Origin of the sequence: Flavobacterium faecale (assembly GCF_003076455.1) — a bacterium.
Classification (GTDB): Bacteria; Bacteroidota; Bacteroidia; order Flavobacteriales; family Flavobacteriaceae; genus Flavobacterium; species Flavobacterium faecale.
This window is the reverse complement of record NZ_CP020918.1, coordinates 3,469,553-3,496,404: the sequence shown is the minus strand read 5'-3', so window position 1 is coordinate 3,496,404 and position 26,852 is coordinate 3,469,553. Positions and strand designations below refer to the sequence as shown.

20 protein-coding genes are annotated in these 26,852 nt (G+C 36.4%); 1 reads left to right on the top strand and 19 read right to left on the bottom strand.

Annotated features, from left to right (window positions below):
• Nucleotides 1-88: 88 nt before the first annotated feature.
• Nucleotides 89-1,264, top strand: a complete 1,176-nt coding sequence (locus FFWV33_RS14795; protein WP_108741621.1) for a hypothetical protein — start codon at nucleotides 89-91, stop codon at nucleotides 1,262-1,264.
• Nucleotides 1,265-1,439: 175 nt separating this feature from the next.
• On the opposite strand, the gene FFWV33_RS14790 is transcribed toward FFWV33_RS14795, so the two are convergent.
• The 19 genes from FFWV33_RS14790 to FFWV33_RS14700 form a co-directional block, all read right to left on the bottom strand.
• Nucleotides 1,440-2,915, bottom strand: a complete 1,476-nt coding sequence (locus FFWV33_RS14790; RefSeq protein ID WP_108741620.1) for a sulfatase family protein — start codon at nucleotides 2,913-2,915, stop codon at nucleotides 1,440-1,442.
• Nucleotides 2,916-3,006: 91 nt separating this feature from the next.
• A complete protein-coding gene (locus FFWV33_RS14785) occupies nucleotides 3,007-4,500 on the bottom strand; it encodes an alpha-L-fucosidase (RefSeq protein WP_108741619.1) in 1,494 nt (497 codons plus the stop codon).
• Between the two features lie 209 nt (nucleotides 4,501-4,709).
• Entirely contained in the window at nucleotides 4,710-6,131 is a 1,422-nt protein-coding gene (locus tag FFWV33_RS14780) for a glycoside hydrolase family 28 protein (RefSeq protein ID WP_245891529.1), read from the bottom strand.
• Nucleotides 6,132-6,437: 306 nt separating this feature from the next.
• The gene (locus FFWV33_RS14775) at nucleotides 6,438-7,400 is read right to left on the bottom strand and encodes an IS30 family transposase (RefSeq protein WP_108739654.1); all 963 of its coding nucleotides are present in this window, start codon (nucleotides 7,398-7,400) and stop codon (nucleotides 6,438-6,440) included.
• 242 nt (nucleotides 7,401-7,642) lie between these two features.
• Entirely contained in the window at nucleotides 7,643-7,942 is a 300-nt protein-coding gene (locus FFWV33_RS14770) for a hypothetical protein (protein ID WP_108741618.1), read from the bottom strand.
• 60 nt (nucleotides 7,943-8,002) lie between these two features.
• On the bottom strand, nucleotides 8,003-9,820 hold the full coding sequence (locus tag FFWV33_RS14765) for an arylsulfatase (RefSeq protein ID WP_108742571.1): 1,818 nt from the start codon (nucleotides 9,818-9,820) through the stop codon (nucleotides 8,003-8,005).
• A 13-nt stretch (nucleotides 9,821-9,833) separates the two neighbouring features.
• Entirely contained in the window at nucleotides 9,834-10,868 is a 1,035-nt protein-coding gene (locus FFWV33_RS14760; protein ID WP_159086037.1) for a Kelch repeat-containing protein, read from the bottom strand.
• A gap of 343 nt (nucleotides 10,869-11,211) precedes the next feature.
• Nucleotides 11,212-12,468, bottom strand: coding sequence for a glycoside hydrolase family 117 protein (locus tag FFWV33_RS14755; protein WP_108741616.1), 1,257 nt, complete (start codon nucleotides 12,466-12,468; stop codon nucleotides 11,212-11,214).
• A gap of 103 nt (nucleotides 12,469-12,571) precedes the next feature.
• Nucleotides 12,572-13,576: an L-rhamnose/proton symporter RhaT gene (locus FFWV33_RS14750; RefSeq protein ID WP_108741615.1), complete on the bottom strand. Its 1,005-nt coding sequence runs from the start codon at nucleotides 13,574-13,576 to the stop codon at nucleotides 12,572-12,574.
• Nucleotides 13,577-13,618: 42 nt separating this feature from the next.
• Nucleotides 13,619-14,665 (bottom strand): aldose epimerase family protein, encoded by a 1,047-nt coding sequence (locus FFWV33_RS14745; protein ID WP_108741614.1) that lies wholly within the window; start codon nucleotides 14,663-14,665, stop codon nucleotides 13,619-13,621.
• A gap of 27 nt (nucleotides 14,666-14,692) precedes the next feature.
• The gene (locus FFWV33_RS14740) at nucleotides 14,693-15,787 is read right to left on the bottom strand and encodes a mandelate racemase/muconate lactonizing enzyme family protein (protein WP_108741613.1); all 1,095 of its coding nucleotides are present in this window, start codon (nucleotides 15,785-15,787) and stop codon (nucleotides 14,693-14,695) included.
• Nucleotides 15,788-15,813: 26 nt separating this feature from the next.
• The gene (locus tag FFWV33_RS14735) at nucleotides 15,814-17,460 is read right to left on the bottom strand and encodes an apiosidase-like domain-containing protein (RefSeq protein ID WP_108741612.1); all 1,647 of its coding nucleotides are present in this window, start codon (nucleotides 17,458-17,460) and stop codon (nucleotides 15,814-15,816) included.
• A 115-nt stretch (nucleotides 17,461-17,575) separates the two neighbouring features.
• A complete protein-coding gene (locus FFWV33_RS14730; protein WP_425433135.1) occupies nucleotides 17,576-19,144 on the bottom strand; it encodes a sulfatase family protein in 1,569 nt (522 codons plus the stop codon).
• 12 nt (nucleotides 19,145-19,156) lie between these two features.
• Nucleotides 19,157-20,611, bottom strand: coding sequence for an aldehyde dehydrogenase (aldA, locus tag FFWV33_RS14725; protein WP_108741611.1), 1,455 nt, complete (start codon nucleotides 20,609-20,611; stop codon nucleotides 19,157-19,159).
• Nucleotides 20,612-20,626: 15 nt separating this feature from the next.
• The gene (locus FFWV33_RS14720) at nucleotides 20,627-23,161 is read right to left on the bottom strand and encodes a glycoside hydrolase family 2 protein (protein WP_108741610.1); all 2,535 of its coding nucleotides are present in this window, start codon (nucleotides 23,159-23,161) and stop codon (nucleotides 20,627-20,629) included.
• Between the two features lie 15 nt (nucleotides 23,162-23,176).
• Complete coding sequence (locus tag FFWV33_RS14715) at nucleotides 23,177-23,947, bottom strand: SDR family NAD(P)-dependent oxidoreductase (RefSeq protein WP_108741609.1); 771 nt, start codon at nucleotides 23,945-23,947, stop codon at nucleotides 23,177-23,179.
• Between the two features lie 39 nt (nucleotides 23,948-23,986).
• Entirely contained in the window at nucleotides 23,987-24,781 is a 795-nt protein-coding gene (locus FFWV33_RS14710; protein WP_108741608.1) for a gluconate 5-dehydrogenase, read from the bottom strand.
• 20 nt (nucleotides 24,782-24,801) lie between these two features.
• A complete protein-coding gene (locus FFWV33_RS14705; protein ID WP_108741607.1) occupies nucleotides 24,802-25,818 on the bottom strand; it encodes a zinc-dependent alcohol dehydrogenase in 1,017 nt (338 codons plus the stop codon).
• A 186-nt stretch (nucleotides 25,819-26,004) separates the two neighbouring features.
• Entirely contained in the window at nucleotides 26,005-26,796 is a 792-nt protein-coding gene (locus tag FFWV33_RS14700; protein ID WP_108741606.1) for an IclR family transcriptional regulator, read from the bottom strand.
• Nucleotides 26,797-26,852: the final 56 nt, after the last annotated feature.

The window sequence follows — 26,852 nt, the reverse complement described above, 5'->3', positions numbered from 1 at the left end:
TACTAATAAACAGAATGTTAATTCAAATAATAACAGACTTCAAATTGTAGGCTTCCTTTCTTTCAAAAAAAACCTTATTTTTGACCTTATGATGTCCGAAAAAGAAAAAACAGCTATACAAGATGCCTTGGAGAGAATAGGAAAACATTCTTTGTTTGCTAATTCTTCCGTGTACACAAGGCTTTTGAATTATTTGGTCGAAAAAGCACTTATTAACGAAGATGTAAAAGAGTTTACTATCGGTTTGGACCTTTTTTCGAAAAATTATAGTCTTGACAAAAATGATGGTACTGTTCGTTCGTATGTATATAATTTGCGAAAAAAATTAGATGAATTTTATTCGAAAGAAGGAGCTGATGAACCCATTATTTTTAAAATAAACAAAGGACAGTACAATCTAAATTTCATTAGTCAAGAAACATTTTCGAAACAAAAAAAGACAACTAAAGCTACCGTTACCATTCCGCTTCAATACCTCAAACTGGTCGGACTTTCAATAATTATAATTGGAATAATAATAGGAGCAGGATTTTATTTCGTTAATAAACCCGCCGTTCTTTGGGAGCCTTATTTTGACTCGAATGCAAAAAACTTGGTGGTAGTTTCTGATCAATATGTAGTGCATGAAAAACTAAGTGATGGTAGGGTTCACGGTGTAATCTACGCCAATATCAATAACGGAAATGAGTTTGTTGATTACACAACTACAACACCAATAAATAACCTGCAAATGACGGATTATACATTGATGTCGAAAATGGCACCTTATTGTATCAAATCTATTGCAGACTGGTTTTCGGACTACAGCAGTGATTTTGATCTAAAGCTAGAAAGTGAGCTCAATTATGATGATATTACTCAAAATAACATCTTGTTTATTGGACAGTTTAAAACAATGAACATGTCTAAGACCTTCTTTTTGAAAGACAGTAAAGCTTTCAAAATATTTAATGATGGTTTTGAATATAGTGCCAACGGAAAGACCATTTTGTATGATACACAACAAGATAAAAACAGCAAAAAAGAATATGCTATGGTTTCGTGTATTAGTTTGAGCAAAGGAAAAACGGCTCTGTATTTTGTGTCCAATAATGATATTGGTGTGATGGCTACGATCAAGCAATTTACAGACAAAGAATATTTAGATGATTTTCAAAAACAGTTGGGAAATAAGGCCAAATATTTTAACGCCTTGTTTGAAGTTAGTGGATTGCAACGTACCGATGTAAGTTGCAAAATGGTTGCGCTGGAAGTTTTGAATTGATTATATTATATTTCAATCCAAAGTGTAATCGTAGAGTTACACAAAATCTAATTTTACTAGTATTTATTGTAGAAAAACTGGAAGTAAATTGTTCTGCCGTAAGTTTCTAAATAATAACGATATCAAGAAACTTACAGCCAGACAATTAATTATCTATTAAAAGAGGATAGACAGATTATTCAATAATCAAAAGCTTTTGCTTTTTAGCTTTTTCGTGTAAATCATCATACAGTTTTTTATACATTTCTAGTCGCTTTTTTTGGTAAGGACCTGCTTGCAAGAAGCTGTTTGATATATTGCCTTGGTTCCATTCGTTCCAGAGTTTTGCCATAGCTGCTTTATCTTTTGCGGAATTAGATACAATATTGTTCGACTCATAAGGGTCTTTCTCCATGTCAAATAATTCTGGTTGGACATTTTTACCATATCCCTCCAGCAGGTATTTCGTTTTTTCAGTTCGAACAGACCATGCTTTTCCATCGTCCATTCTCCAAAACAAGGCATCATGCGGCGTTCCTTTTTTAGCTCCTGTTAGGAACGGAATCAAGTTGGTTCCTTCCAGTTTTTCGCCTGAGGTATCTCCATTTCCTAGCGCTACAGCCGTTGCCGCTATATCCAAAGAGGATACTAATCCTTCAAAAACACCTTTTTTCAAATTCCCATTTGGCCAATGTAAAAAGAAAGGAACGTGAGAACCTCCTTCGTGCATACTACCTTTTCCGCCCACAAATGGACCGTTGAAAGCAAAACCATGACCTTGCTTTTCAGCTCTTGGACCACCATTGTCCGACAAGAAGAATATTAAAGTGTTGTCATATTTTCCAGAATCTTTCAAAGCTTTAATAATAATTCCAACTCCTTCATCCATTTTGTCAATCATAGCAGCATACACTCTACGTTGCGGATCTTTGATATTCTTATATTTGTCAATCGTTTCTTTTGGAGCTTCTAGTGGTAAATGTGGCGCATTATAGGCCATATACAAACAGAATGGTTTTTTGCTGTCACCAATAAATTTTGCAGCATCTTTACTAAGTGCTGTTGTAAGATATTCAGTGAATTCTCCAGCTTTATCATTACGTGTCAAAGGATGATAGCTGCCCTCATTAGCGCTATACGCTGGTTCTCCTGTTTTCTCAGAAACTAATGGTGCAACGGTTTTTACATTTTCAGGAAAGTAGGAGTGACCGCCTGCCAAAAATCCGTAGAAATAATCAAACCCTCGATTGTTTGGATGAAAAGGTTCTGAACCTCCCATATGCCATTTTCCTATTATTCCCGTAGTGTAACCCGATTTTTTGAGTCGGTTGGCAAAAGTCTGTTCTGTAAGTGGCAATCCATTATACATGTCAAAAGGGGAGTTGGTCAAATTAATTTCCAATCCAAAACGGGCTTGGTAGCGTCCCGTAATTAAACCAGCACGAGAAGGTCCACAGTACGGATGCGTTACATAGCCATTTTTGAAAATCACACCATTCTTTGCTAATTGGTCTAAATTGGGCGTTTTAATTTCGGTAGAACCAGTAAATCCTACATCGCCATAACCCAAATCATCGGCTAAGATTACTAGGATATTTGGTTTTTCTTGTGCTGCTGTTTTGAAGGTGGTTACCAATGCTAAACAAGCTAATAAATAATGTATTTTTCTCATTTTAGTTGAATTAAGGTATTTTTTATTTTTTTAGACTTTAGTTAATGCTTTTGGTTTATTTTCGAAAATGAATTAGTTTAACACCCAGTGGTTATTTTTTGAATTTGATTTTAAATGCAAAAGCTTCTTCGCAAGGTTTGTTGCCTTTTACAGTGATTTTTAAACCTGAAGCAGATTGGTTCCAGTCGAGCTTGTTTTTCCCGCTTACAAAAGTTACCGATTCTACTTTTCGTTTTTCGTATTCATTGTTCGTAGCCAACGATTTGATGTTAAACACGCCATCTTTTGACCAACCTAAAGCTGTTGCATACAATACATCACCGTTTGTAGTGAAACGAATGTCTTCAAAACCGGCGTCTTTATTGTTCTTTTCGGTATGATTTCCTTTGTCTACTTTGGTTGGACCTTCACCATAAATTTTCCAAGGGCGAGTATTAAAAATCACCTCGTCATTTACAGAAAGCCATTCTCCCATAGTTGCCAAAATTTTCTTGGCAGGATCTGGAATTGTTCCATCTGCTTTTGGGCCGATATTCAATAGTAAACAACCATTTTTACTCACAATGTCAATCAGTTCATCTAGTAGATAATCGGCTGTTTTGTACTCTTCATTGTCGATATATCCCCAAGATATTTTTCCAATAGAAGTGTCTGTTTGCCAAGGGTATTTGTTGATATTATCCATTCGTCCACGCTCCAAATCCAGAACAATTAAATCTTCTGGGAAAGATGGGTATTTCATGTTTTTGTCTTGAAAAACAACTTCTTTATTCCATTCCTCGCCTTTGTTATAATAGTACGAAAGGATTTTTTTGTGTACGGGTGCAAAACCAGCATCATCCAAACCGTAATCAAACCAAAGCAAATCGGGTTTGTAATTGTCAATCATGTCGGTGGTTCTATTCCACCAAAGGTTCAAATATTGTTTTGTTGGCGCAGCTCCTGGTTCAACAGGCTCTCCGTATAGATCAAAATATCTAGGGTCATTGGTATCCCAAGTTGGGTCGTTTTTGTAGTAATACAAACGGTTGTAGGCAAAGTGCGATGACATACCAAACTTTAATCCTTGTGTTCTACAAGCATCGGCTAGCATTTTCATTACGTCTTTTTTAGGGCCTGTTTCCACAACATTCCAGCGTGTTACTTTAGAATTGTACATGGCGTATCCATCGTGATGTTCTCCAACAGGAACTACATAACGGGCACCTGATTTTTTAAACAACGCAATCCATTCTTCAGCATCAAATTTCTCAGCTTTGAACATCGGAATGAAGTCTTTGTATCCAAATTTTGATGGATCTCCATAATGTTCTCTGTGGTAACTGTACGGATTCATGCCTCCTTTATTCCACTTTTGGTCGTAAATACCTTTTGGAAATTTTTCACTACTATAGGCAGGAACGGCGTAAGGCCCCCAATGTAGAAAAATTCCAAATTTGGCATCTTTAAACCATTCTGGTACTTTGTAGCCTGCACGAATCGATTCCCAACTGTCGTCGTACTTCTTTTTGATTGTTTGCGGTTTGTTTTGAGCACCAATGTTGAGGCTAAGTGCTAAACAAAATACCAAGGCTTTTTTGTACATAGTTATTCCGATTTACTTTTTAATGTCTTGTAATTTGAGTTCAATTTTATTTTTTTGCGTGAGGGATAGTAGCGGAAATCCTTTTTTGGGGCTTTTTCTGCCCCAAAAAAGATTGTAGTGTCCCGAAGCGTCGGGAGCCCGACCCGATCCCGATAGCTATCGGGATTACGAAGGGTCACGCCCAAATTAAATAGTTTATCTTTTATTTTTTAATTAACATCCTCCAGCACAATTTCTTTTCGTTTATCACTGTTTTGCAAAGAGAAATGGATGTTTTTTGTTTCTAATTTTTCGATGTGTCGAGCATACATACCATAAGCAGGAACGGCGCCAAGTTTTGTGAATTCGGGATATTGTAATTCATTTTCGGGAACTATAATTTCGTTGTCTTTTTCAGTTCCACCACCAGGTAAACTGATTTTGATGTTTTTCAATTTGATATTCCCAATTTTATGGTTGGGTGTACCGGTGAAAAAGAAACCAACGGTAGGTTTGATTCGGCAATCTTCTAGTTTTCTAGAAACGGCATTAATGTTGGAAATAACCACATTATTAATCGTACCTACGGGTTGTTTGGGTGTGTCACGATAGACCAATCCACGTTCACCTAAGCGAATAAAAATAGGCATTTCTACATTTTCCATTTTGATGTTGTCTATCAAAACGTTGTTGATATTGGCTCCATCAACACTCAAAATTTTGATTCCACCACCTCTTGTATCATGTATAAAACAATCTTTTACAGTAATGTCGCGAAAGTCGCCCATGGACTCGGTACCAAATTTTATGGCACCCCATTCGCTTTTAATTTTACAATTAAGCACTTTTATATTTTGTGTCGGTTTTGGGCTGGTTGTTTTAAAACAAATCGCATCGTCACCATAATCAATCGTACAATTTTTAATCAATCCGTTGGTGCTAGAATCAATATCTATGGCATCATTATTTTGATTGGCGTGACTGTGAATATCAATTTTATCGATTTCAAAATCGTTGCATTGAAAGATGTGCAATGTCCAAGCAGCAGGCTGACGAAGGTGAATGTCCTTTAATAAAATAGTGCTGGAACGCACCAAACGAACCAAAAACGGGCGGTCAAATTTTTTGACTTTTCCACCGTCGTACAAAGCACTTTCTTTTAAGTCCAGTTGCGACAGTTTTTCTTTTTCGCCAATGCGTTTTAGCGTTTCTTCTACTTTTTTGGGTGTAAAAAGTTCTCCTCGGCCATCGATAGTACCTTTTCCAATAATCCCGATGTTTTTTACATCTATGGCTCCAACCAAACATTTTCCGCGCAGTTGTCCTGTGGCATCGACAAAAGGATCAATGCTAATGTAATCATTTGGGTTGTCGCTACCCAAAAGTGTTGTATTGTTCTCTACTTTTAGGGTTACATTATCTTTTAATAATAGCGTACCCGAAATGTAGATTCCGTCTTCAATAAGAACAGTTCCCCCGCCAGATTGATTACAAGCGTCAATTGCGGACTGAATGGCTTTTGTGTTTAGCGTATTGTTATCTCCTTTGGCTCCAAAATCACGAACATCCCAAGTTTTTTTGGTTTCGAAATTGAAAAAGGAAATTACGGCAATTGCAATTAGTGCCATTTTAAGAAGCGTATTGTTTTTCATTTGTGTCTTCACGTTTAGAAGGTGAGTGTAATCTGATTTCTGGATATACAAAAATGAAGAATAGTATCTGTTTTTTGATTAACAGATGATTTTGATACTAAGCGATATGGTTTTCTAAATAAAAGAACACCTTGGATAGTTGAAATGTATCCTTAAAATGTACTTACAAAGACATTCAGGGTAAACGCATGATTTTTAAAAATATAACAATCATCTGTTTAACTTAACACGGACCTCAACTTATACGTTATAAAAAAAAAACTATATAGAAGTTATTATTGGTGGATTCAATTAACAAATGCAACCTTATGCACATTGTTTAAGTTTTTGCTCAAAAATTTCATTTGGACTTTTAAAACCAAATCTTTTTCTGGGTCTGTTATTTAATTTATTTGTTACTCTTAAAACCTCTTCTTCTGTTATTAAATCAAAGTTATATTTTTTTGGAAAATATTGTCTTACTAAACCATTTAAATTTTCATTAGCACCTCTTTCCCAACTACAATATGGGTTGGCAAAGAAGTATGAGATTTCTAATATTTCAGATACTTTTTTATGGTTAGCGAACTCTTTCCCATTATCAGATGTAATGGTGTGCAAAATGGGCTTCCAATCCATTAATAATTCAATTAATTTCTCCTGAATTTCTTGTGATTCCTTACTGTTTATTTTAGCCATTTTAAGCACACCTGATGCTCTGTCATTTATTGTTAACAAAGCTCCTTTGTGATTTTTACCTATTACCAAATCAATTTCTAAATCCCCAATTCTTTGCTTTTCTTCTACAACCAACGGCCTGTTTTCAATACCAACTCTATCTTTAATAATACCTCTTGAGCCTTTTAAAGCCCCTCTTTTAGCATATCGCTTTCCTTTTGTGCGTAGGTGCTTATAATGTTGTCCGCCTTTCTTTTTGTCGCTCCAAATGAATTGATAAATTGTTTCAATCGAAACACATTCAAAGTTTTTATCACTGCAATATCCTACTATTTGTTCAGGACTGAAATCTTCTTCTAAAAGATGAATAACACGTGCTTTTATCTGTTCAGTAAAGCGTATTTTCTTAGCTTTTTCATGCTGTCGAATACTGGCCTTACTTTGGGCTAATTTAGCTTTATAAACATTATTTCTTTGATCGGAATTTCTGGATAGCTCTCTTGAAATTACAGATTTATCTCTACCTATAAACCCTCCAATTTTACTCATTGAAAATCCTTGTGAACGAAGTGTAGCAATTTCGTATCTTTGTTCAATCGTTAAATGTGACATCTTTTTTTTGTGCTTAGTAACCCAAAAATAAGAGAAATTTTTTTCGTAGCCTACTGATAAGTCTTGAAGATCTAGATCTTCAAGACTTATCAGTAGGCTTTATTTAAACAAATAAGGAGTGTTGCATTTATCACTTGAATCTAAGATGATAACAAATGAGCAAATGGAAATAGATTACAGTTTTATTAATTTTCAAAAAAAAAGGAGCGTTTTTAAACGCTCCTTAATTTCTGTACTAGATTTTATTTTTGCCAATATGCATTCCATTCTTTCATTTTTTCTGGTCCTAGGATGCGTTGTGTTTTTGGCCAATATTCTTTGTTGATTTCTTGAATTTTGGCTTTTTCTTCTGCGCTCTCTAGTTTTAGTTTTTTTACATCTTGAATTTTTTGCGTTCTTTCGGCTGCCATGGATTTTAATTGGTCTACTTGCTCAATAGGTAAATTCAATTCTTTGGCACCATTTTCAAGACTTTTTTTCTCTTGTGCATTCATTGCAGTTGTACAAAGTGCTAAGGCAGCAATAACTAATAATTTTTTCATGGTTGTTGTGGTTTTTGGATTAGTTGATTTTGATTTTAAAATTCGTCTCTTTATCTGAGATTATACTTTTTTGATATAAACATAGTAAGCTACGTTTTCTTGTCCCTTATTGTCAATGAAGTTGGCGTTCAAGATGGTCTTACCAGATTTTAAATGCATTTTGAAATTTGCCGAAAGTGCGTTTGGATCTACTTTTGTTTCTTCTTTATTTCCATTACCAAATTGAACAATCGCTGTTACATAATTCATTTTTATTCCAGCAGGAACTGGATTTTCTAAACCAGGTAGTTCTTGTTTTGATATGCCTTTGGCAACGGCATTAAGCGCTAATTTCGATTCGATAGGGTAACGACGTAATTCTATTTCGTAGTTTCCTTCTTCCACAATATCAACGTTCCAATAGCCCAATCCCATGGCTCCATTACGAATTAGTGTTTGATTCCAAGGTTGTTTTCCTTCAGCGCCATGTACGTCGTGTGCGGTTAGGGTAATAGGGTTTTCTTGTTTGGTTCCTACTTTAAACGAAACCACATCTTTGAACGTTGGTACTGTTTTGTTCCACCATTGGTCATAAAAGTTGGTTAATTCAACAACTTTTTTTGGGTTTTTACTAGCAATATTGTTTTTTTGTCCAGGATCATTCGTGATGTTGTACAATTCTTTACCGTTGATTAATCGCCATTTGTCTTGCATCACCGAAGTGTTTTTCCATTTTCTTGGTTCTTGTACACGTTGCGAATCGGTGATTAGAATTCTGTTGGTATCAAAAGCTTTTCCTCTCAACAAGGGTACAAAACTTTTTCCTTCCAATTCTAAGTGACCTTTTGGTAATTGAATTCCACATAAGTCGGCAAGAGTAGGCATGATATCTACATTGGCTGTCAAAGCAGTAATATCTTTTGAACCGGTTATTTTTCCGTTTTTCCAGTAAATGAAAAAGGGTACACGGTGTCCGCCTTCGTATTCACTACCTTTATTTCCTTTCATACCAGCATTGAAACCTCTTACTTTTCCATCCTTATTATTGTAACCGTTTGATGTTCCGTTATCGGTCATGAAAATCAAAATCGTATTGTCAGCGATACCAAGTTGCTTAATAGATTTTCTTAGTTTACCAAAATTTTCATCAGCATTGGTAATCATTCCGTAAAAACGTTTTTGAGAGTCAGATAGTACATCATCGCTTAAGTCTTTGTACATATTGTAGTATTCAACAGGTACATTGTACGGACCGTGTGGCGCATTGGTTGCAATGTAACAGAAGAACGGTTTGTCTTTGTTTGTTTTAATAAAGTCAATCGCTTCTCCAAAAAATACATCCGTACAATAGCCAGTATATTTTTGTGGTTTTCCGTTTTTGAAGTAGGTGTCATTAAAATAGGTATTCCCCCAATAGTCAGGAGTTTGCTCGACTCCACCACCTTGGTGCATCACGGTTTGTTGAAAACCTCTGTTTTCAGGTTTAAAATCATAATTGTCACCTAAGTGCCATTTACCAAAACCACCAGTAACGTAACCTGCTTGGGTAAACATATCACCTAATGTTTTTTCGTTTTCACGCAACAATGACCAACCACCAACTGTGTGCCAAACTCCTACTTCGTCCGCATAGCGTCCGGTCATAAGTCCAGAACGGGTAGGGGCGCAGGTAGGGCCCACGTGAAAATCGGTTAAGTGGTAACTCTCTTTATAAAACTGGTCAATCTCGGGTGTCTTTATAATCGTATTTCCGTGAACTGCTAGATCTCCGTATCCTTGGTCATCGGTCATAACCAGAATTACGTTGGGTTTGCTGTTTTTGGACGTTTGTGCTTCGTTTTTGGAAGCGCAACTAATAATTAAAACACTTAATAGCGTCGTGATTTTTATTGTTCTCATTTTTATATAGTAATTAGTATTTTTCCATTGTTTGTAATTCTGGTGATCCTCCACGATTGCCACAACCAGAGGCGATATAAAGTTGGTTCTTATAGGTTACCACTCCAGTACCATGTCGTCCTGTGATTAAATGTGGATAAACGCTCCAAGTATTTGTATCAATATCTAAGGCATCTATTTCATGGTGTGCCTGGTTTTGTCGAATCGATTCTCCACCTATTACCAAAATTTTGTTATTGAAAAAGGTGGCAAATGTTCCTGCTCGCTGGTTTGGAATAGGATTTTTTATGGTCTCCCAAGTATTTTTTTTAATATCAAATACATCTACTTCTGCTATAGTTTCTGAAAATGTCTTTTGAGGTGCTTGTGATAATCGACCACCTAAGACATAAATTTTATTTTTTGCTACAACGGCTTGAAAGTGATCTCTTGATCTTGGAGCATCTGGAAGTACTTTCCATTCACTAGTTTTTATGTTGTAACTGTCCATTTCCTTTTGATGTCCATCAATGTGGCCGTTTGTAATGCCGCAGCTCAGGTAAACAATGCCATTTTGAATCACATTTCCAGTTGAACCCCTTAGTCTTGCTGGCGGAATGGTATCGCCTGTACTCCAGGTATTCGTTGTGCTGTTGTAAATATAAATTACGGGAACAGGAACTTCTGCAGGGTATTGTCCTGTTAAAGCGCCAATAATGTAGACTTTGTCTTGGTATACTACGGGCTGAAAATGGTGCAACTCAATAGGTGTTTTCGCGCCTAGGGTCCATTTTTTTGTTTGTGTGTCAAAGATGCTTACGGGACGGATGCCGCGTCCGCCTAATAGGTACATTTTGTCTTTGATGCCCACAAAAGCTGCTTCATGACGCGCAACTGGTTTGGAGCCATCAGTAGCAATTACTTCTTGCCATTGCCTGTTGGTTGCTGTGGTGATACTTTGTGTTTTTCGGCCACATCCCAACGCCATCATGCCCGAAATAAGGACAAAAAGGAGCTGTTGTTTTTTTATTGGAAGTAGCTGAAGCATTGTTGGGTTTAAATTTTTCATAAAAGTAGTTTTTTGGTATAGATGCCTTTGTTTACTATGATTAAAAGGATGCAACATATGGTTAATTGGGTGTTTAGAGGGCTTCGGATAGTTGATTTTGGATTGTTTATGGAAAAAACAACATAAAAGTACGGTATTTCCTGATAGCCCTGATCGCAGCGGCATCCTTTGCTTTTTTTCTTTAAAAAAGCAAAGATATAGCGTAGAACAGGAACCAAATTCACATAAAAGCGGAATATTTCTGCTCCTAAAAAAGCACTGAAATTTGATTAGAATTGAAAACAAAAAACCCGTTTAAAATGAATTAAACGGGTTATGATATTTCTTTCTATTCTAAAAAAGATTATTTGTTTTCTTGAGTAATGCGTTGTTTTTGTTTGTTGCTTAGGCCTTGTCTCAGGTATACATCGACGTCATGATTAACGCGGTGTTCTTTCATTTCGGGATCATTTAGATCTTGACTCAGATCGCAATCAAATCGCACCATAATAGAATGGTTTTTTCCTTTTTCACCTTGATTGATAAAATGAGAAAGTCCCCATGTAATTCCCCTGCCGTCCTTGGTGTCTGTATAAGCATCGGGAACAAAAGGAGCGGCAGCATAGGGCATTAATTCGGTTATGGATGCAATTTCAAAATTTACGCCATCTTCAGCATATTGAATCGTGTTGTGCTCATTACCATCTTTATAAACCAAAGCTGCAATACCGCTTTTAAAAGGAAACAAAGAGGTTTCATGACCTGATGAAATAACTGGATTTAAAGGATTTTTGGTAAAGGGACCCAAAGGATTATCGGCCGTTGCGAGACCTTGCATGCGCACCCAATGTGGCGTAATACCAGTATCGGATTTGTAATATAAATATATTTTTCCTTTGTAAACTAAGGGATAAGGATCGTGAATCGAGAATTGATCCCATTCGTTTTTGGCACCATTTGGAATTACGACTTTGTTGTAGGCAGTCCAAGGGCCATCTGGCGAATCGGCATAGGAAACGGCAACTGGGCAATCGTCACCTCTTTTTCCGCTGGCTTCCATAAAACCTTGGTAGTACAAATAGAATTTACCTTTCCAAACTAAGATATCGGGAGTGGTAACTGCACGCCAGCCAACATTTGGTTTTGCAGGTCTTTTGACAGCCACGCCTATTTCTTTCCAGTTGAAACCGTCGGTACTGGTTGCATACCATATTTCGCCCAAATCCCAATCTGATGACGGAATGGTTTCGCTACTTTTATCTGCTCCTTGTGGCGGTGTTACTGTATTTCGGTAGGTGTACCAAACATAATATTTGCCGTTGTGCAAAATGATTTTGGAGGGATCCCTACGACTAATTTTTCCGTCATGATTGTTATAATCAAAACCTTTGATTTCGGTGTATTTAAACTGAGAGAAAAGTTCATTGTCTTCTGGTTTTGGAGCCGAGTAGTTGTCATATAATCGTTCCATTGCCCGACTTAATTTTCGGTTTGGTTTTTCTTTTGGTAGCATAAAAGGAAAACCATCGGTAGTGTTTTGGGAAAAGCTATTGATCGAAAGTAGTAATAGTAACGCCAAAACAGAACTACTACAGAATTGTATTTTTTTGGATGTACTCATAAATTAATTTTTGGTTTAGTTCTAAAAAAAAATCATTGAGAAAATTAGTTAATTAATCTTCTCAATGATACTTAAACATATAAAAATCTATCTGATAGAGTTATTAAGCTCCGTTTCCAAAAGCGACAAACAAAATGCCGACAACCATACAAGCTAGTCCTAGGTAAAGGAAATTTCTAGCTTTGGCCGAGGCATTGATCCATTCTTTGGTTACGATTCCGCTCATGATGGCAGTTACTACACAAGAAGTATTGAAGATGGCGTAACCAACAGTATTTCCGCTATTTCCTAGTTTGAAAGCCGCGAAAGCAAACAAAGCAGAAGCTGCGTAATGAAAAACAGCCATTACCAAAATCAAGAAAAAGTTTTTGCTAAAAGATGGTGTTTTGAAGTCGTTCCAAGCTTTTTTGGCAGATAATTGCCATACAAAATAAGCAGTCATAACTAGACCACCACTGATGAAGATTGGAAACATAACAGCTACGGCAGTAATCCAATCGGCGTTTCCTTGCGCTTGACATGCGTCATGTAAGTACGGGCGACCCACTGCATTGGCATAACTGAAACCAGTTGCCAATAAACCACCAATAACAGCGATAAGGATTCCGGTCGTCATTGATTTAGAATCGGTACTTTCTTCTTTTTTCTCAGCGCTTTCTCTAGCGTATCCTGCTTTTCCGTTGGCGAAAATTCCAATCAAAACAATGAATAAACCGATAAGAATTAAAGTTAATTTGTTAGCAGGAGGAAGGTCTTCTACAATAAATGGAAGTAGAGAACCAACTAAAATTACGGTTCCGATAAATAACGAAAATCCTAATGAAAGACCGATGTAATTGATGGCTTTACTCCACATCATCACTCCGATTCCCCACAGGAAACTAGCCAATCCCATTTTGATTAAAATATCTGTTGGCATTTCGCTGAAAATAGTCGAAAAACCATCAATTAAAGTAACCGATGCGATGATAGGCACGACGAACATGGTTAGTAAAAAGAACAAACTCCAAGTGTTTTCATATTTGAAATCCTTGGTAAATTTTTCTGGTAGCGCGTATAAGCCAAGCATCAAGCCTGCAAATATGGCTAATAATATTCCTTCGATCATAATTTTTGTATTGTGTGGTGGTTAATTAATTTTATTTGTTGACTAGAAAGATAGTTTAAAAACGGTTTCACTTTCGAATGTTTCTCCTGCTTTTGTAATGCAGTTTGGAGCATTTTCCATGTTGATTCCGTTTGGATAACGATGGGTTTCACAACAGAAAGCACGGTATTTCCCAAATTGTTCTCCTGTTTCTCTCACAATGGCATCTGAAGTGTATTTTCCGGTGTAGAATAACATGCCAGGTTCAGAACTGCTAATTTCTAGTTTGCGTCCGTTTGAAGGGCAATTGATTTCGGCTACTTTTTCAAGTTCGAAATTGTTTTTATCGAAAATATAGTAGTGCTCAAAACCATCGTCCATTTTGGTATGGACGTCTTTGATCGTTTGAGAAGTTCTCAAATCATCTTTTTGTCCATGAAGGTTAACGATTTCGCCTGTTGCGGCTCCAGTGTCATCCATGGCTAGTTTTTTGCCAGCTTGAACTTGAACCAAATGGTGCTCGATAGAATCTACAAATCCTGATAGGTTGAAATAAGTATGATTTGTCAATGATAGGGGAGTGTCGGCATCAGGATTGGCTTGGTATTTAATGCTTAATTCGTTGGCATTATTCAAACTAAATGAAACTTGTATTACTACATTTCCTGGGAAACCTTCTTCAAGATGGTTGCTTATAAGTGACATTTTGACCCCTGTGGCATCCTTAAGGTTAGAAGTTTCTACGGTCCATATTTTTTTGTCAAAGCCAAGAACACCTCCATGTAAATTATTGTCACCGCAGTTTGGTGCCAACTCGTATTGTTTTCCGTTTAAGGTAAATTTAGCATCTTTGATTTGCGAAGAATAACGTCCAACGATGGATCCAAAATAAGGAGCATTTGCAGCGTAATCTTTAGAAAAGTAATTGTCAAAATTTTCAAATCCACATACCAATTCATCTCTTGTTCCATCTTGATTAGGAACAGTGATTGAAGTTATTGTAGCACCATAATTCATGATTTTTACGGTCATACCGTTATCATTTGTTAAGGTGAATAAATCAATTTCTTGATTATTATGGGTGGCAAAATTGCTTTTGGTTGTTTGCATTGTGGTTGTTTTTTGGTGTTAATAGACTTAGTTTTGTTCGAAAGGCGCTAATTTATTCCAATCGAATATGACTCCAGTACCAGGATAATCTGGTGCTACAGCTCTATGATTTTCTACCACTAAAGGACGAGTGGTGTACTCATCAATTGGGAAACTATGTACTTCAAGCCATCCTGAATTAGGTTGTGCCGAAACCAAGCTTACGTGTAGCTCTTGCATACCGTGAGAACAAGCAGGAATATTATGTTTGTCTGCTAATCGTGCTGCTGCCAACCATCCTGTAATTCCGCCACAATTGGAAGCATCAGGTTGGATAAATGATAATTTGGCTTGGTCAAAAGCGTACTCAAATTCGTGAATCGTATGTAAGTTTTCACCCATTGCCAATGGAAAACCGGTTTGGTCAACAATTTCGCCATAGCCTTTGTAATCGTCTGGAATAATTGGCTCTTCAAACCAAGTGATATTTTGGTCTTTGAAACCTTCGATAGCACGAATGGCTTTTTCTTTCGACATTGAATAATTGGCATCTACCATAAAAGTAACGTCTGGACCAACAAATTCACGTACGGCTCTGATACGTTCTAAATCTTCTTCAAGATTCTCACGACCGATTTTGATTTTCACAGCAGTGAAACCTCTTTCCATGTAGCCTTTCATGTTGTTCAAAAGCTTTTCGATAGGAAACATCAAATCGATTCCGCCACAATACGCTTTACAGGTATTTCCTTGTCCACCAGCCATTTTCCATAGCGGTAAACCAGCTTTTTTACATTTTATATCCCAAAGGGCAATATCGATAGTCGAAATAGCAAAAGAAGCAATTCCGCCACGACCTACGTAATGTACATGCCATTCCATGAAATCGTAGATTCCGTCAATGTCTGTACCGTCTTTCCCAACTAAAACGGAAGCAAAATCATGCTCCACCATAGCCTTTATGGCATGACCACCTTTTCCACCCGTGTAGGTATATCCAGTTCCTTCCGATCCATCTTCAAGAGTGATCGTCGTAGTAATTAATTCAAAATGAGAATGATCACCGTGTTTGGCATCATTTAATATTTCTGGTAAAGGCACTTTGAACAATTGTACTTTTACATTTTTAATAGCAGTATTCATGTTTGTCTATTTAAATTTTTAAAATTTTATTTCTTTTTAGATTTTAGATTTCGAATAATAAGAATCGTATCTGCTTCTCCACGCCAAGGTTGCCAAGGCCAAAAATTATCTTTTATTTTTTCGTATTTTCTTTCTTCCGAAAATTCACCCGTATAGGTGTTGAACCATTGCTGTGTAGCATTTGCGCTAGAAAAATCCTTGTTTATTAGACCATCAAACATAATGGTAAAATTCTCCTTAGGCATAAACAACATAATAATACCCTCTTTTTCATTACTCAAATTATAGCCGCTTCCATTATTATTAGGTGAGGGCTTGAAGTTTTCAATATTAAAAGTATCATATAATTTTCGCATATGAGAAAAATAATCAAAACGCGGTTTGTAAACGCCTTCGGCTTGTTCAAAAGGATTGTGAATTATGGCATTCCAAGAAGTTCCTTGCCAATAATAGGTACTGTACGCACCTGCAAAAAAGCACATGTAATTTCGTCTTAAACAAGATTCGGCATTGGTATAAGCGCCAGGAAAAACCTTGTATGGTGCTTCTTCATAACCGCCGTGTTCGATGTTGAAAATAGGTTTGTTGGGGAAATCAGTACGTGCATCTATCATATGCTGATAGAGGGTGTGTCTCCAGTTTTGAGTCGAAATAAAATCGACTTCATCGGGATGATTTCTGCAAAAACCATAGTCATGTACAGAGATTAGCCTTTGGTAGCCATCTAGTTTTTTGGTACGAGCGATACGTTCAGATATGTATTCATTGGTCGCTCTGCCATAATGCAAAGCCTCTTTGGATACATCCCAAATCATATTCGGGAACGCTTGGTAGTGTTTGATCACATAATCGTAATACCTATTGTCTTCTGGAGAATTCATTTCTGGCCATGCGACTTTTTTGTTCCAAACATAAATCATCAAATGACTCACCAATTCTTTATCGTGCATCGAAGCAATTACTTTGTCAAAATGATCAAAAAAAGCAACGTTGAGCGAACTAAAATCGGGTTTCGAATTTGAGCCTAAAAAAGGAAACATCTTTTCGCTTCCGCCGTATTCATGTTCTGGATGTTGAGCTAGTAAAGGATCTTTGGGCCATGAAACATCATAGGTGTACAGATTCATTACAATTTGGCTAAAACCATTTTGACGAATCGTTTCTAGCAATTGATTGGTTTTGGATAGTTCTTTTTGACCGTAATCAAGAGCAAATAACCAATCGCATTCAAAAGCCAAATTGCTGTAATGTTTGCCATCTTGGTAGAAAAAATGCTGCGGATTTTCTTTAGACGTAGTTATACCTCCATGACGGTCTTTTTTAGTGTTTTTAAGAATCGAAATAGTACCTTTTTTACCCGATAATTCTTTTAAATCACCAGTAATAGTAAAGTTTTTAATTCCTTCTGAGGCACTTGAATAACGCAATACCCAAGTGTTGTTGCCGTTAAAAAATAAAGGAACTTTTTGCGAATCTCTATTAGCATTTACAAGAGCAAATACATTTTTATCGAATGGATTTTGAATCCTATTTTTTGTATGAAAAACAATATCATTTACTTCCCATTGTGGAATGGTAATCAATACATTTGATTTGGGATTATCCCATTTTTTTACCTGTGCATTTGAAATTGCAAATACACCAATCAAAAGTAAAATGATATTTTTTTTCATATTCTAATTTGTACTTGGTTTTAAGTTAAATACGAATCGTTTTTTTAAATAGTATTCTTGCGATAAATTTGTTAAAACAGCATAATCATAGGGCTAAATTTTAGTCCAGCTCGATTTATTTTAATTCAAGAGGAGGAGCAGATAATTTATAATCGGTACCTCTGATTTTCTCGAAATTAGTGATCATCTCTTTTAACTTTTTCTGATTTGATTTAGCAAGGTTTGTTTTTTCTGCTTTGTCATTGGCTACATTAAATAATTGGTAGTCTGAAGAATTTCCTAATTCTATATTTACTTCTTTATTCAGTGCAACTCCTTTGTAAGGAGGGATAAGGATCCAATTTCCTTCTTTATAAGCGGTGTTTGAATTTGCCTCAACGACTAAAGATTTTCTTGCTTGTTCGCTTTTTCCTAAAAATGCATTTAAAATATTTTCGCTATCAGAAGTCTTTTCACTACTACCAATTAATTGCGCTAAAGAATTAAATAAATCTATTTGACAGACCAATGCATTGGACACTTTTGGTTGAATTTTACCTTTCCAATAGGTAATAAAAGGTACTCTAGTACCCGCTTCAAACAGGCTGTATTTTCCTCCGCGTAAACCACCTTTTGGGTCGTGTTTTCCTATTTTTTCTACAGCATCATCATTATAACCATCATTTAGAACAGGGCCATTATCGCTAGAAAAAACGATTAGCGTATTTTCTAACAAACCCTCTTTTTCTAAAGTTTTTATAAACTCTCCAATAATCCAGTCGGCTTCTAAGATCACATCTCCTCGTGGTCCCATTCCAGATTTCCCAACAAACTTAGGACTTGGGGTTCTAGGAACATGTGGTTGTTGCAATGCATAGTATAAAAAGAAAGGTTTATTTTTATGCTCAACCACGTAGGATTGGGCTTGCGCTAGAAAATTTTCAGACATTTCCTCATCATTCCACTTGGCAGATTTTCCACCTTTCATATAACCAATTCTTGGAATTCCATTCACAATACTATTATTGTGACCGTGATGCCAAGTCATTTTTAACATTTCAGGATTTGAAATAGCGGTTGGTTCTCCCGGGAAATTTTTATCATAATCCACTTCAATAGGATCTTTTGGATCCAAACCAACTACATTTCCATTTTTGATATAAACAGTCGGTACACGGTCTTGAGTCGCAGCCATAATATAGGAATAATCAAAACCAACTTCATTTGGACTTGGACTAATATGTTCATTCCAATTAACATTTCCAGTACCAAGACCTAAATGCCATTTACCAACAACGGCTGTTGCATATCCTTGAGATTTAAACATTTTTGGTAATGTATTCTGAGAGGTGCCAATTAACATTGGAGCGGTTCCAGGCAAAATTTTCGCATCTTTATTACGCCATGGATAGGTTCCTGTTAAGATACCGTATCGACTTGGCGTACAGGTAGCAGATGTAGCATATCCATTTGTAAAACGAACCCCATTATTGGCTAATTTGTCAATATTTGGTGTTTTGATTTCCGTTGCACCATAGCTGCTCAAATCTCCATAACCCAAATCATCCATGTAAATTACAATCACATTTGGCTTCTTGGCCTTGTTGGTTGCTTTTTCTTCATCTTTAGCTTTACAACTTAAAGAGATGAACATCAATGCAATCAGCAATAAATTAAAAATTGTTTTAAATTTGAATATTCTCATGATATAAATTATTTAAGCTTTATGTCTAATGTAGAAAGTTTTCTTTTCTAAATATTGTTCAAAACCATATTTTCCATCTTCACCACCAGAACCAGATAATTTGTATCCGTTATGGAAACCTTGGTGTTGCTCTCCATGACCACGATTTACATATATTTCTCCGTATTCCAATTCGTCATTACATTTCATGATAGTACTCATGTCATTGGTGAAAACCATTGCAGCCAAACCATATTCGCAGTCATTTGCATAACCAATCACTTCTTCAAAAGTTTTGAATTTAAGTACTGGTAATATTGGACCAAAAGACTCTTCATGAACAATAGTCATATCTTGTGTTACATTGGTCAAAATAGTTGGTTCAAACCAATATCCTTTTTCAAATCCAGGACCTGTTGGTTTGTTACCTCCAGTCGCAACTGTTGCACCTTCTTTTACACTTACAGCTACCAAATGCTCCATCGCTTTCAATTCGGCGGCGTTTACTTTTGGTCCCATATCTGTATCTTCCAACATTGGGTCACCAACTTTTAATGCTTTTACTTTTGGAATAAATTTTTCCATGAAAACATCATAAATATCTTCGTGTAAGTACATACGTTCGTTGCAGGTACACACTTGACCACAATTGTCAAAACGAGAATGCAAAGCAGCATCTACAGCAGCGTCAATATCAGCGTCTGCAAAAACGATAAAAGGGGCTTTACCACCTAATTCTAATTGTACATGCGTTAAATTTTCGGCAGCATTACGAGCAATATCTTGCCCAACCGGGGTAGAACCTGTCATAGTAACCATTTTGGTTATTGGACTTTTTACCAAAGCATTCCCCATAGCTCTACCAGGACCTGTAAGGATATTGATTACTCCGGCAGGAATCCCTACTTTGTTCGCTATGTTTCCTAACTCTAAAGTAGATAATGGCGTTTCGGATGTTGGTTTGATTACAATACTATTTCCCGCAATCAAAGCTGGTCCTAGTTTACGTGCTGCTAGTGCAAATGGAAAGTTCCAAGCGGTAATCGCTACAATTACTCCACGAGGTACTTTTTGAATCCAAATTTGCTCGTTTGCATTGTCTGAAGGGATAATGTCTCCTTCAATTCGACGTGCACCTTCACAAGCATATTCGATAAATGACGAAGCTACCGCAACTTCAAAACGAGCAACTTTAAGTAATTTACCTTGTTCTTTTACGATTAATTGCGCTAAATATTCAGAGTTAGCTTTAATTTCGTTAGAGAATTTATACATTAAATCAGCTCTTTCTCTAGCTGGTTTCTTTTTCCATTCTTTTTGTGCTTTATCCGCATGAGCTAATGTTTCAAGAGCTTCTTCAGCCGTTCCATTTTGTACTCTTGCAACAATCTCTTCAGTAGAAGGACTTAAAACATCAATTGTAGCACCAGAAGTAGAAGTTCTCCACTCGCCGTTTATAAATAATTGGTATTCTTTAATTTCTGCCATTTTTATAAGTTTAAATTATTTTTTATTTTTAAATCCTCTTGCTATTACAGTATCGGTTTCACTTTCATATTCTTCACCATTTTCACGCGTTAATTTATCGTAGAATTGGTTGTAATTAGAATATTTATAGATTCCGTTTCTTTTTCTAATTTCAGCACCCATTTCTTTGAATTCTTTGGCTGCTTGGTCATGGTCTCCAATCAAAAATTGGTATTTATTGGTTGAAATAACCACACCATTTTGATCTTTCAATTCTAATTTGACATAAAAATTAGATTTCACTTTTTTAAGATTATCTGTTTTTATATCAAAGAATTTTTGGGAACTGTTTTCGCCAACTTTAGAAACTTCAAAAGATCCTTTTTCGATGGTTTTTCCTTTGTCGTTTTCTATTGTGAAATTGGCAACACAATTGCTGTATTCTTTGTAGAAATCATTCACAATCCAAATTTGACCTTGAAAAATTTCGTCGTTGTGCCATCTTCTTTTAGCAAAATCCAAGTTGACTAAAAGTGGTTGATAGGCCGTTTTTACAAATTCGTAGGAACGTTTTGTTTGTTGGTAATTATCTACAATTCCCCATTTCATATCAGGCCAGTAGGTAATAAAGTGACAAAGCGCAACACCACTATTTTTGGGTTTGTTACGTCTAAAATGTTCGATTCCTAATTGAAAGATAATCCCTTGAGAATCTTGTGTTGCATCTACAAATTCTTGTAATGAACCTGTTTTTTCGCTACCAAAAGCATCAAAGTTTTGCGCTCTCAATCGGTCCAAATCTGCCCAGTGATGTCCCCAACTTGGTCCCGGAGGCCAGATTTCATTCGCTGGAATAAATTTCTTCAAACTTTCGATATTGGGAACAGAGGTGATTGCAAACTCAGGTACAATCGGAAAATCTATTTTTTTGTACCAATCTTCCATAGGCAAATGCCCCATTCCGTAGAAATAGGCAAGTGCATGAATAGCTTCTTTTGGTTTAAAACCTGCTTCTTGTGAAGGTTCATCGGTCATAGGAGAATCGGGAACGTAAGGTAAATCTACTTCTGCTTGCAATGCTTTTCCAAGACGCTCCAAGAACATTCTAGTAAATGCAGGATCGGCAGAACGCAACATCATTTCTTCGCCACCTTCCATCATAATTAATGATGGGTTATTGCGTCGTTCTCTAATTACGGCAACTCCTTCGGCAATTGTGGTTGCTATAAATTCCTCATCTCTAGCCAAATTTCCAGTTCCTAGTGGAATAATATCATTCCAAACTGTAATTCCAGCTTCGCTACACAATTCGTAAAAAATAGGTAATTCAGAGGGGTGCCATCCAAATATTCGAATATTATTCATGTTTGCTTCTTTGGCAAGCTGAATTAATTTTCGGTATTTTTCGTCAGACGTACGACCAGTAAAAATGTCTGGAGGTCCGCCCCAACAAGCCGATCGAATGTATATTTTTTTACCATTAATGAGCGTAGTTCTAGGAAAACTCACTTCATCTCTAGTAAAACCAGGATTCCATTCCATTTTTACTTCACGAATACCAAAAGTTGTTTCTTTGTAATCGTGGTTGATTTTGTTTTCTACCAAGGACAGTTTATTGATGTACAAATTGGGTTTTCCTAAATCCCAAGGCCACCATAATTGTGCATTTTTTATAAAAATGTCTTTTTTGATTGTTTGTTTTCCGGGAGCAATCGTCTCGGTAAATTCTGTTTTGATTACTTCAGACTCAAAGTTTTTACCTTGAATAGTCGAAGTAAACGTCATTTGTTTGGGTTGTGAATCTGTATTTTCAACTTCAACCTCTAGCGTTACTTTTGCATTGTTATTGTCCTCGATTTTTGGTCGTAGGTAAACATCTTTAATTCTTGTTTTTCCAGTATAAACCATTTTGATTGGTCTATAAATTCCAAACGGAATTAAATCTCTCCAATAATCGCCAAACCAAGGTGTTTTTCTTCCTGCAACTTTGGCGTTGACTTGTGGGGGAGGAGCCAATCTAATCATTAACATATTAGTACTGGCTAAGTTTTTTTTGCTGCTGCGAATGTATTTATTTACATCGAATGAAAAACGTGAAAAAGCACCTTCGTGACTTCCCAAGTAATTTCCGTTCAACCAAATATCGCACGCATAATCAATTCCGTCAAAATCAATTCGAACCAATTGATCTTTTAAATCTTGAGTAACATTGAATTGTAGTGCATACCACCATTCGTAGTGCATTACCCATTGTGCTTTTACGCTATTACGTCCAAAGTAAGGATCTTCGATAGCACCTATTTTCCATAAGTCAGTGTACACATCACCTGGTACTTGTGCAGAATTCCACACTAGTGTCTCAATATCTTCTGGTGGTAATTGGTGTAATCCGGCCTTGACACCTTCGCCAGGCAACATCATTTTCATTTTCCATTTAAAACCACTCAAATCTTGTGATAACTGGCTGTTGTCTTTATGAGAAACTTCAGACCCGGGTTGCGCCAGGACTGAAGTTGTCATAAAAAATAGTATGCTTAAAGCGATAAAGGCTATTCTTTGTAGTAATATCATTTTTTGTTTTTTTGATTATCGTCCCATCCATCCACCGTCAACAAGCATCGTGGTACCGTGCATGTAAGAAGCAGCATCTGAACATAAGAATACGGTTGGTCCTGCAAAATCTTCAGGTTTTCCCCAACGACCTGCTGGAATTCTACCTAAGATTGAAGCCGAACGAACTGGGTCATTACGCAATGCTTCTGTATTATCGGTGTTGATATATCCAGGTGCAATTGCATTTACATTAACCCCTTTTCCTGCCCATTCGTTAGCAAAAGCCATTGTCAATTGACCAATAGCACCTTTACTAGCAGCATAGCCAGGAACAGTTATTCCTCCTTGGAACGTTAATAATGAAGCCGTGAAAACCACTTTTCCACTTCCTCTAGCAATCATTTCTTTACCGATTTCTCTAGTTAAAATGAACTGTGCGTTTTGATTTACTTCAATCACTTGGTCCCACATTTCGTCTGGGTGTTCAGCAGCTGGAGCTCTTAAGATTGTTCCTGCGTTGTTTACCAAAATATCGATTGTAGGGAAGTCTTTTTTAACTGCTTCGATGAAAGCATATAATGCTTTTCTGTCGCCGAAATCGCAAGTATACCCTTTGAATTTTCTACCCAAAGCCGTTACTTCTTTTTCAACTGCACTTCCTTCCGTTTCTAATGAAGCACTAACACCAATAATATCAGCACCTGCTTGTGCCAATCCAATTGCCATAGCTTTACCAATTCCTCTTTTGCAACCTGTAACCAAGGCTACTTTTCCTTTTAAACTAAATGTATCTAAAACGCTCATATTTATTTATTTTATTAACCAGATGAGTTATTTAAGAATTTATATGTCGTTTTCGCCTTTTACATATCCGAAATTTGCTAAAATTCCTCCATCAACGTATAAAACCTGACCATTTACGAAATCTGCTGCTTTTGAAGCTAAAAATAAAGAAGCATTTCCAACATCTTCTGGTTCTCCCCAACGGTTTGCAGGTGTACGAGTCATTACTAAATCGTTAAAAGGATGCCCACCAACACGAATCGGCGCTGTTTGTTCAGTTGCTATATAACCAGGTCCAATCCCATTTATTTGTAGACCATATTTTGCCCATTCACAACACATATTGGCTGTTAATAATTTTAAACCACCTTTTGCTGCTGCATAAGCTGAAACATTTTGACGACCATAAACACTCATCATAGAACACATATTAATGATTTTACCGTGTCTTCTTTTAATCATTCCTGGAGCTACACGTTTTGCTAAAATTAATGGTGCAACTAAATCAACATTAAGTACTAATTCGAAATCAGCTATTGGCATATCTAAAATGGGTACACGCTTGATAATTCCTGCATTATTAACTAGAATATCAATAGGTCCAACTTCTGCTTCAATTGTACTAATTCCTTTATCTACACCATCTTCACTACATACATTGAAATTAATCGTGTAAACCTCAATACCTTCTTTAGCGTATTCAGCCTTACAAGATTCTAATTTTGCGTCATCAATATCGTTTACACATAATTTTGCACCCGCTTTTGCTAGTGCTTTTCCACATGCCATTCCAATTCCGTGAGTTCCACCTGTTACAAGTGCAACTTTACCTGATAAATCAAATAATTCTTTCATATTTTACTTTTTATTTTTTTTTAAAGTTGACAATCCATCAATACTTTCAATCCTTCTGGGTTTTTGTCAATGTTTTCAAAAACTTGTTGGATGTTGGATAAAGGCTGAACGTCTGTAATCATTTGTTCGAAAGGCAATTCGTTTGCTGTGATTAATTCGATTGCTTTTTCGTAATCTTCTTTTTCGTACACTCGCGCACCGATTAAGCTTAATTCTTTCCAGAAAAATTTGAATAAATCCACTGGTTTTTTCTCTCCGTGTATTGCTACCATTAAGATTCTACCACGAATTCCTGCTACTTCACACATAATGTCAAGTGCTGGTTGAACACCTGCAACTTCAAAAACAACATCGGCTTTACGACCTTCTGTTTTTCCTTTTACATATTCAACTAAGTCAATTTTGATAGGGTTTACAGCATCAAAACCTAATTCTTTAGCTTTTGCAATACGGTTTTCGTTAACTTCAGAGATGATAACCTGTGCTCCAGCATCTTTGGCAACCATAGCGACTAATAAACCGATTGGACCACCACCTAAAACCACAGCAGTTTCACCTTTTACCAAGCCACTACGACGTACATCGTGAGTTGCAACAGAAAGAGGCTCAATTAAAGCAGCTAATTTTAAGTCGGTATTGTCTTTTAATTTGTGAAGTGTAAAAGCTGGAACATTCCAGTATTCTTGCATAGCACCTGGGCTATCGATTCCGATGAATTTTAATTCCTCACAAATGTGATTAAATCCTTTATCAGATGCTTTTGCTTTGCGGTCATCCAAAGGGCGGACAACAACTTTGTCTCCAACAGCATATCCTGTTACGCCTTCACCTACAGCATCAATCGTACCAGACATTTCGTGTCCAATAGTTTCTGGAATACTCACACGTTTGTCCATCATTCCGTGGTAGATATGCACGTCAGTTCCACATACACCTACGTAGGCTACTTTGATTCGTACTTCTCCATTTGCTGGATTTTCAATTTCTTTGTTAATTACAGTGAAGGTTTTATTCCCTTCATAAATAGTTGCTTTCATCTTTATATTTGTTTCAAATAGTAAACTTGTTTCTTATTTGAACAAATATAAGACTTATGAACGAAAGTAACTTACTTTAAAAGTGATTTTTTATTCACATTTGAAACAAGTTTCGTTAATAAAAAAAGGAAATAAAAAAAGTACCTAAAAATCTTAGGTACTTTTTACTAATTGGTTTGTAGTTGTTTACCTTTCGATATAACCAAGTTTAGTAGATATTTCTAAAGCATACTTAGCGATTATCTTTCCTTTTTCCTCAAATTCCGAATGGGGTAACCGACCATGAGGAGCTGTTATCCAAAGACAGGCAACAGGACTACCTTGCTCATTAAAAACAGGAGCGCCAATGCAATGGATTCCTTGAATATCTTCGCCGTTATCAATGGCATATCCTAATTCTCGAACAGATTTTAATTGTTCTTTAAATTCTTTTTTGGAAGTAATGGTATTCTTGGTGAATTTTTCAAATTTAACCGAACTCAAAATGGCATCTACTTCTTCGTCTGGAAGAAAGGCTAAAATTGATTTTCCACCAACCGAGCTGTGCAAATGGAAACGCGTTCCCAATTCAACAAAAAGTTTTACAGGATAGGAGGAGGAGACTTGTTCTAAGATAGTACCGCTATTACCAAGAACTACGCCCAGCATTACTGATTCTTTCAACTCGTCACGTAACGCTCTCATGATATCAATCGACAATTCGACAATACTTTGCTCATTCATTGAAGAAATCCCCAAGGTTAACATCTTTCTCGAAAGCGTGATTTTTTTGGTGGTTTCGTTCTTTTGAAGATAGTTTTTAAAAATCAAAGTATTGGTTATACGAAAGGCACTAGATTTGGTTACGTCCAAAGTCTGAAGGATTTCAGACAAAGTAAGTCCTTTTGGGTGCATTGCTAATAATTCTATGATTTGTAATCCTCTTTCTAAATTTGGAACGTTATAGTTTGATTTTAAATCTTCTTTTTCTTGAGTCATTTGATTGTGTACTAGATAGTGTGCAAAAATAGTTTTATTTATTTGACTTTGAAAAA

What these genes read in the sequence shown, in the direction of transcription:
- FFWV33_RS14795 (WP_108741621.1), top strand. Translation starts at nt 89, where the DNA reads ATGATGTCCGAAAAAGAAAAAACAGCTATACAAGATGCCTTGGAGAGA.
- FFWV33_RS14790 (WP_108741620.1), bottom strand. Translation starts at nt 2,915, where the DNA reads ATGAGAAAAATACATTATTTATTAGCTTGTTTAGCATTGGTAACCACC.
- FFWV33_RS14785 (WP_108741619.1), bottom strand. Translation starts at nt 4,500, where the DNA reads ATGTACAAAAAAGCCTTGGTATTTTGTTTAGCACTTAGCCTCAACATT.
- FFWV33_RS14780 (WP_245891529.1), bottom strand. Translation starts at nt 6,131, where the DNA reads ATGAAAAACAATACGCTTCTTAAAATGGCACTAATTGCAATTGCCGTA.
- FFWV33_RS14775 (WP_108739654.1), bottom strand. Translation starts at nt 7,400, where the DNA reads ATGTCACATTTAACGATTGAACAAAGATACGAAATTGCTACACTTCGT.
- FFWV33_RS14770 (WP_108741618.1), bottom strand. Translation starts at nt 7,942, where the DNA reads ATGAAAAAATTATTAGTTATTGCTGCCTTAGCACTTTGTACAACTGCA.
- FFWV33_RS14765 (WP_108742571.1), bottom strand. Translation starts at nt 9,820, where the DNA reads ATGAGAACAATAAAAATCACGACGCTATTAAGTGTTTTAATTATTAGT.
- FFWV33_RS14760 (WP_159086037.1), bottom strand. Translation starts at nt 10,868, where the DNA reads ATGAAAAATTTAAACCCAACAATGCTTCAGCTACTTCCAATAAAAAAA.
- FFWV33_RS14755 (WP_108741616.1), bottom strand. Translation starts at nt 12,468, where the DNA reads ATGAGTACATCCAAAAAAATACAATTCTGTAGTAGTTCTGTTTTGGCG.
- FFWV33_RS14750 (WP_108741615.1), bottom strand. Translation starts at nt 13,576, where the DNA reads ATGATCGAAGGAATATTATTAGCCATATTTGCAGGCTTGATGCTTGGC.
- FFWV33_RS14745 (WP_108741614.1), bottom strand. Translation starts at nt 14,665, where the DNA reads ATGCAAACAACCAAAAGCAATTTTGCCACCCATAATAATCAAGAAATT.
- FFWV33_RS14740 (WP_108741613.1), bottom strand. Translation starts at nt 15,787, where the DNA reads ATGAATACTGCTATTAAAAATGTAAAAGTACAATTGTTCAAAGTGCCT.
- FFWV33_RS14735 (WP_108741612.1), bottom strand. Translation starts at nt 17,460, where the DNA reads ATGAAAAAAAATATCATTTTACTTTTGATTGGTGTATTTGCAATTTCA.
- FFWV33_RS14730 (WP_425433135.1), bottom strand. Translation starts at nt 19,144, where the DNA reads ATGAGAATATTCAAATTTAAAACAATTTTTAATTTATTGCTGATTGCA.
- aldA (WP_108741611.1), bottom strand. Translation starts at nt 20,611, where the DNA reads ATGGCAGAAATTAAAGAATACCAATTATTTATAAACGGCGAGTGGAGA.
- FFWV33_RS14720 (WP_108741610.1), bottom strand. Translation starts at nt 23,161, where the DNA reads ATGATATTACTACAAAGAATAGCCTTTATCGCTTTAAGCATACTATTT.
- FFWV33_RS14715 (WP_108741609.1), bottom strand. Translation starts at nt 23,947, where the DNA reads ATGAGCGTTTTAGATACATTTAGTTTAAAAGGAAAAGTAGCCTTGGTT.
- FFWV33_RS14710 (WP_108741608.1), bottom strand. Translation starts at nt 24,781, where the DNA reads ATGAAAGAATTATTTGATTTATCAGGTAAAGTTGCACTTGTAACAGGT.
- FFWV33_RS14705 (WP_108741607.1), bottom strand. Translation starts at nt 25,818, where the DNA reads ATGAAAGCAACTATTTATGAAGGGAATAAAACCTTCACTGTAATTAAC.
- FFWV33_RS14700 (WP_108741606.1), bottom strand. Translation starts at nt 26,796, where the DNA reads ATGACTCAAGAAAAAGAAGATTTAAAATCAAACTATAACGTTCCAAAT.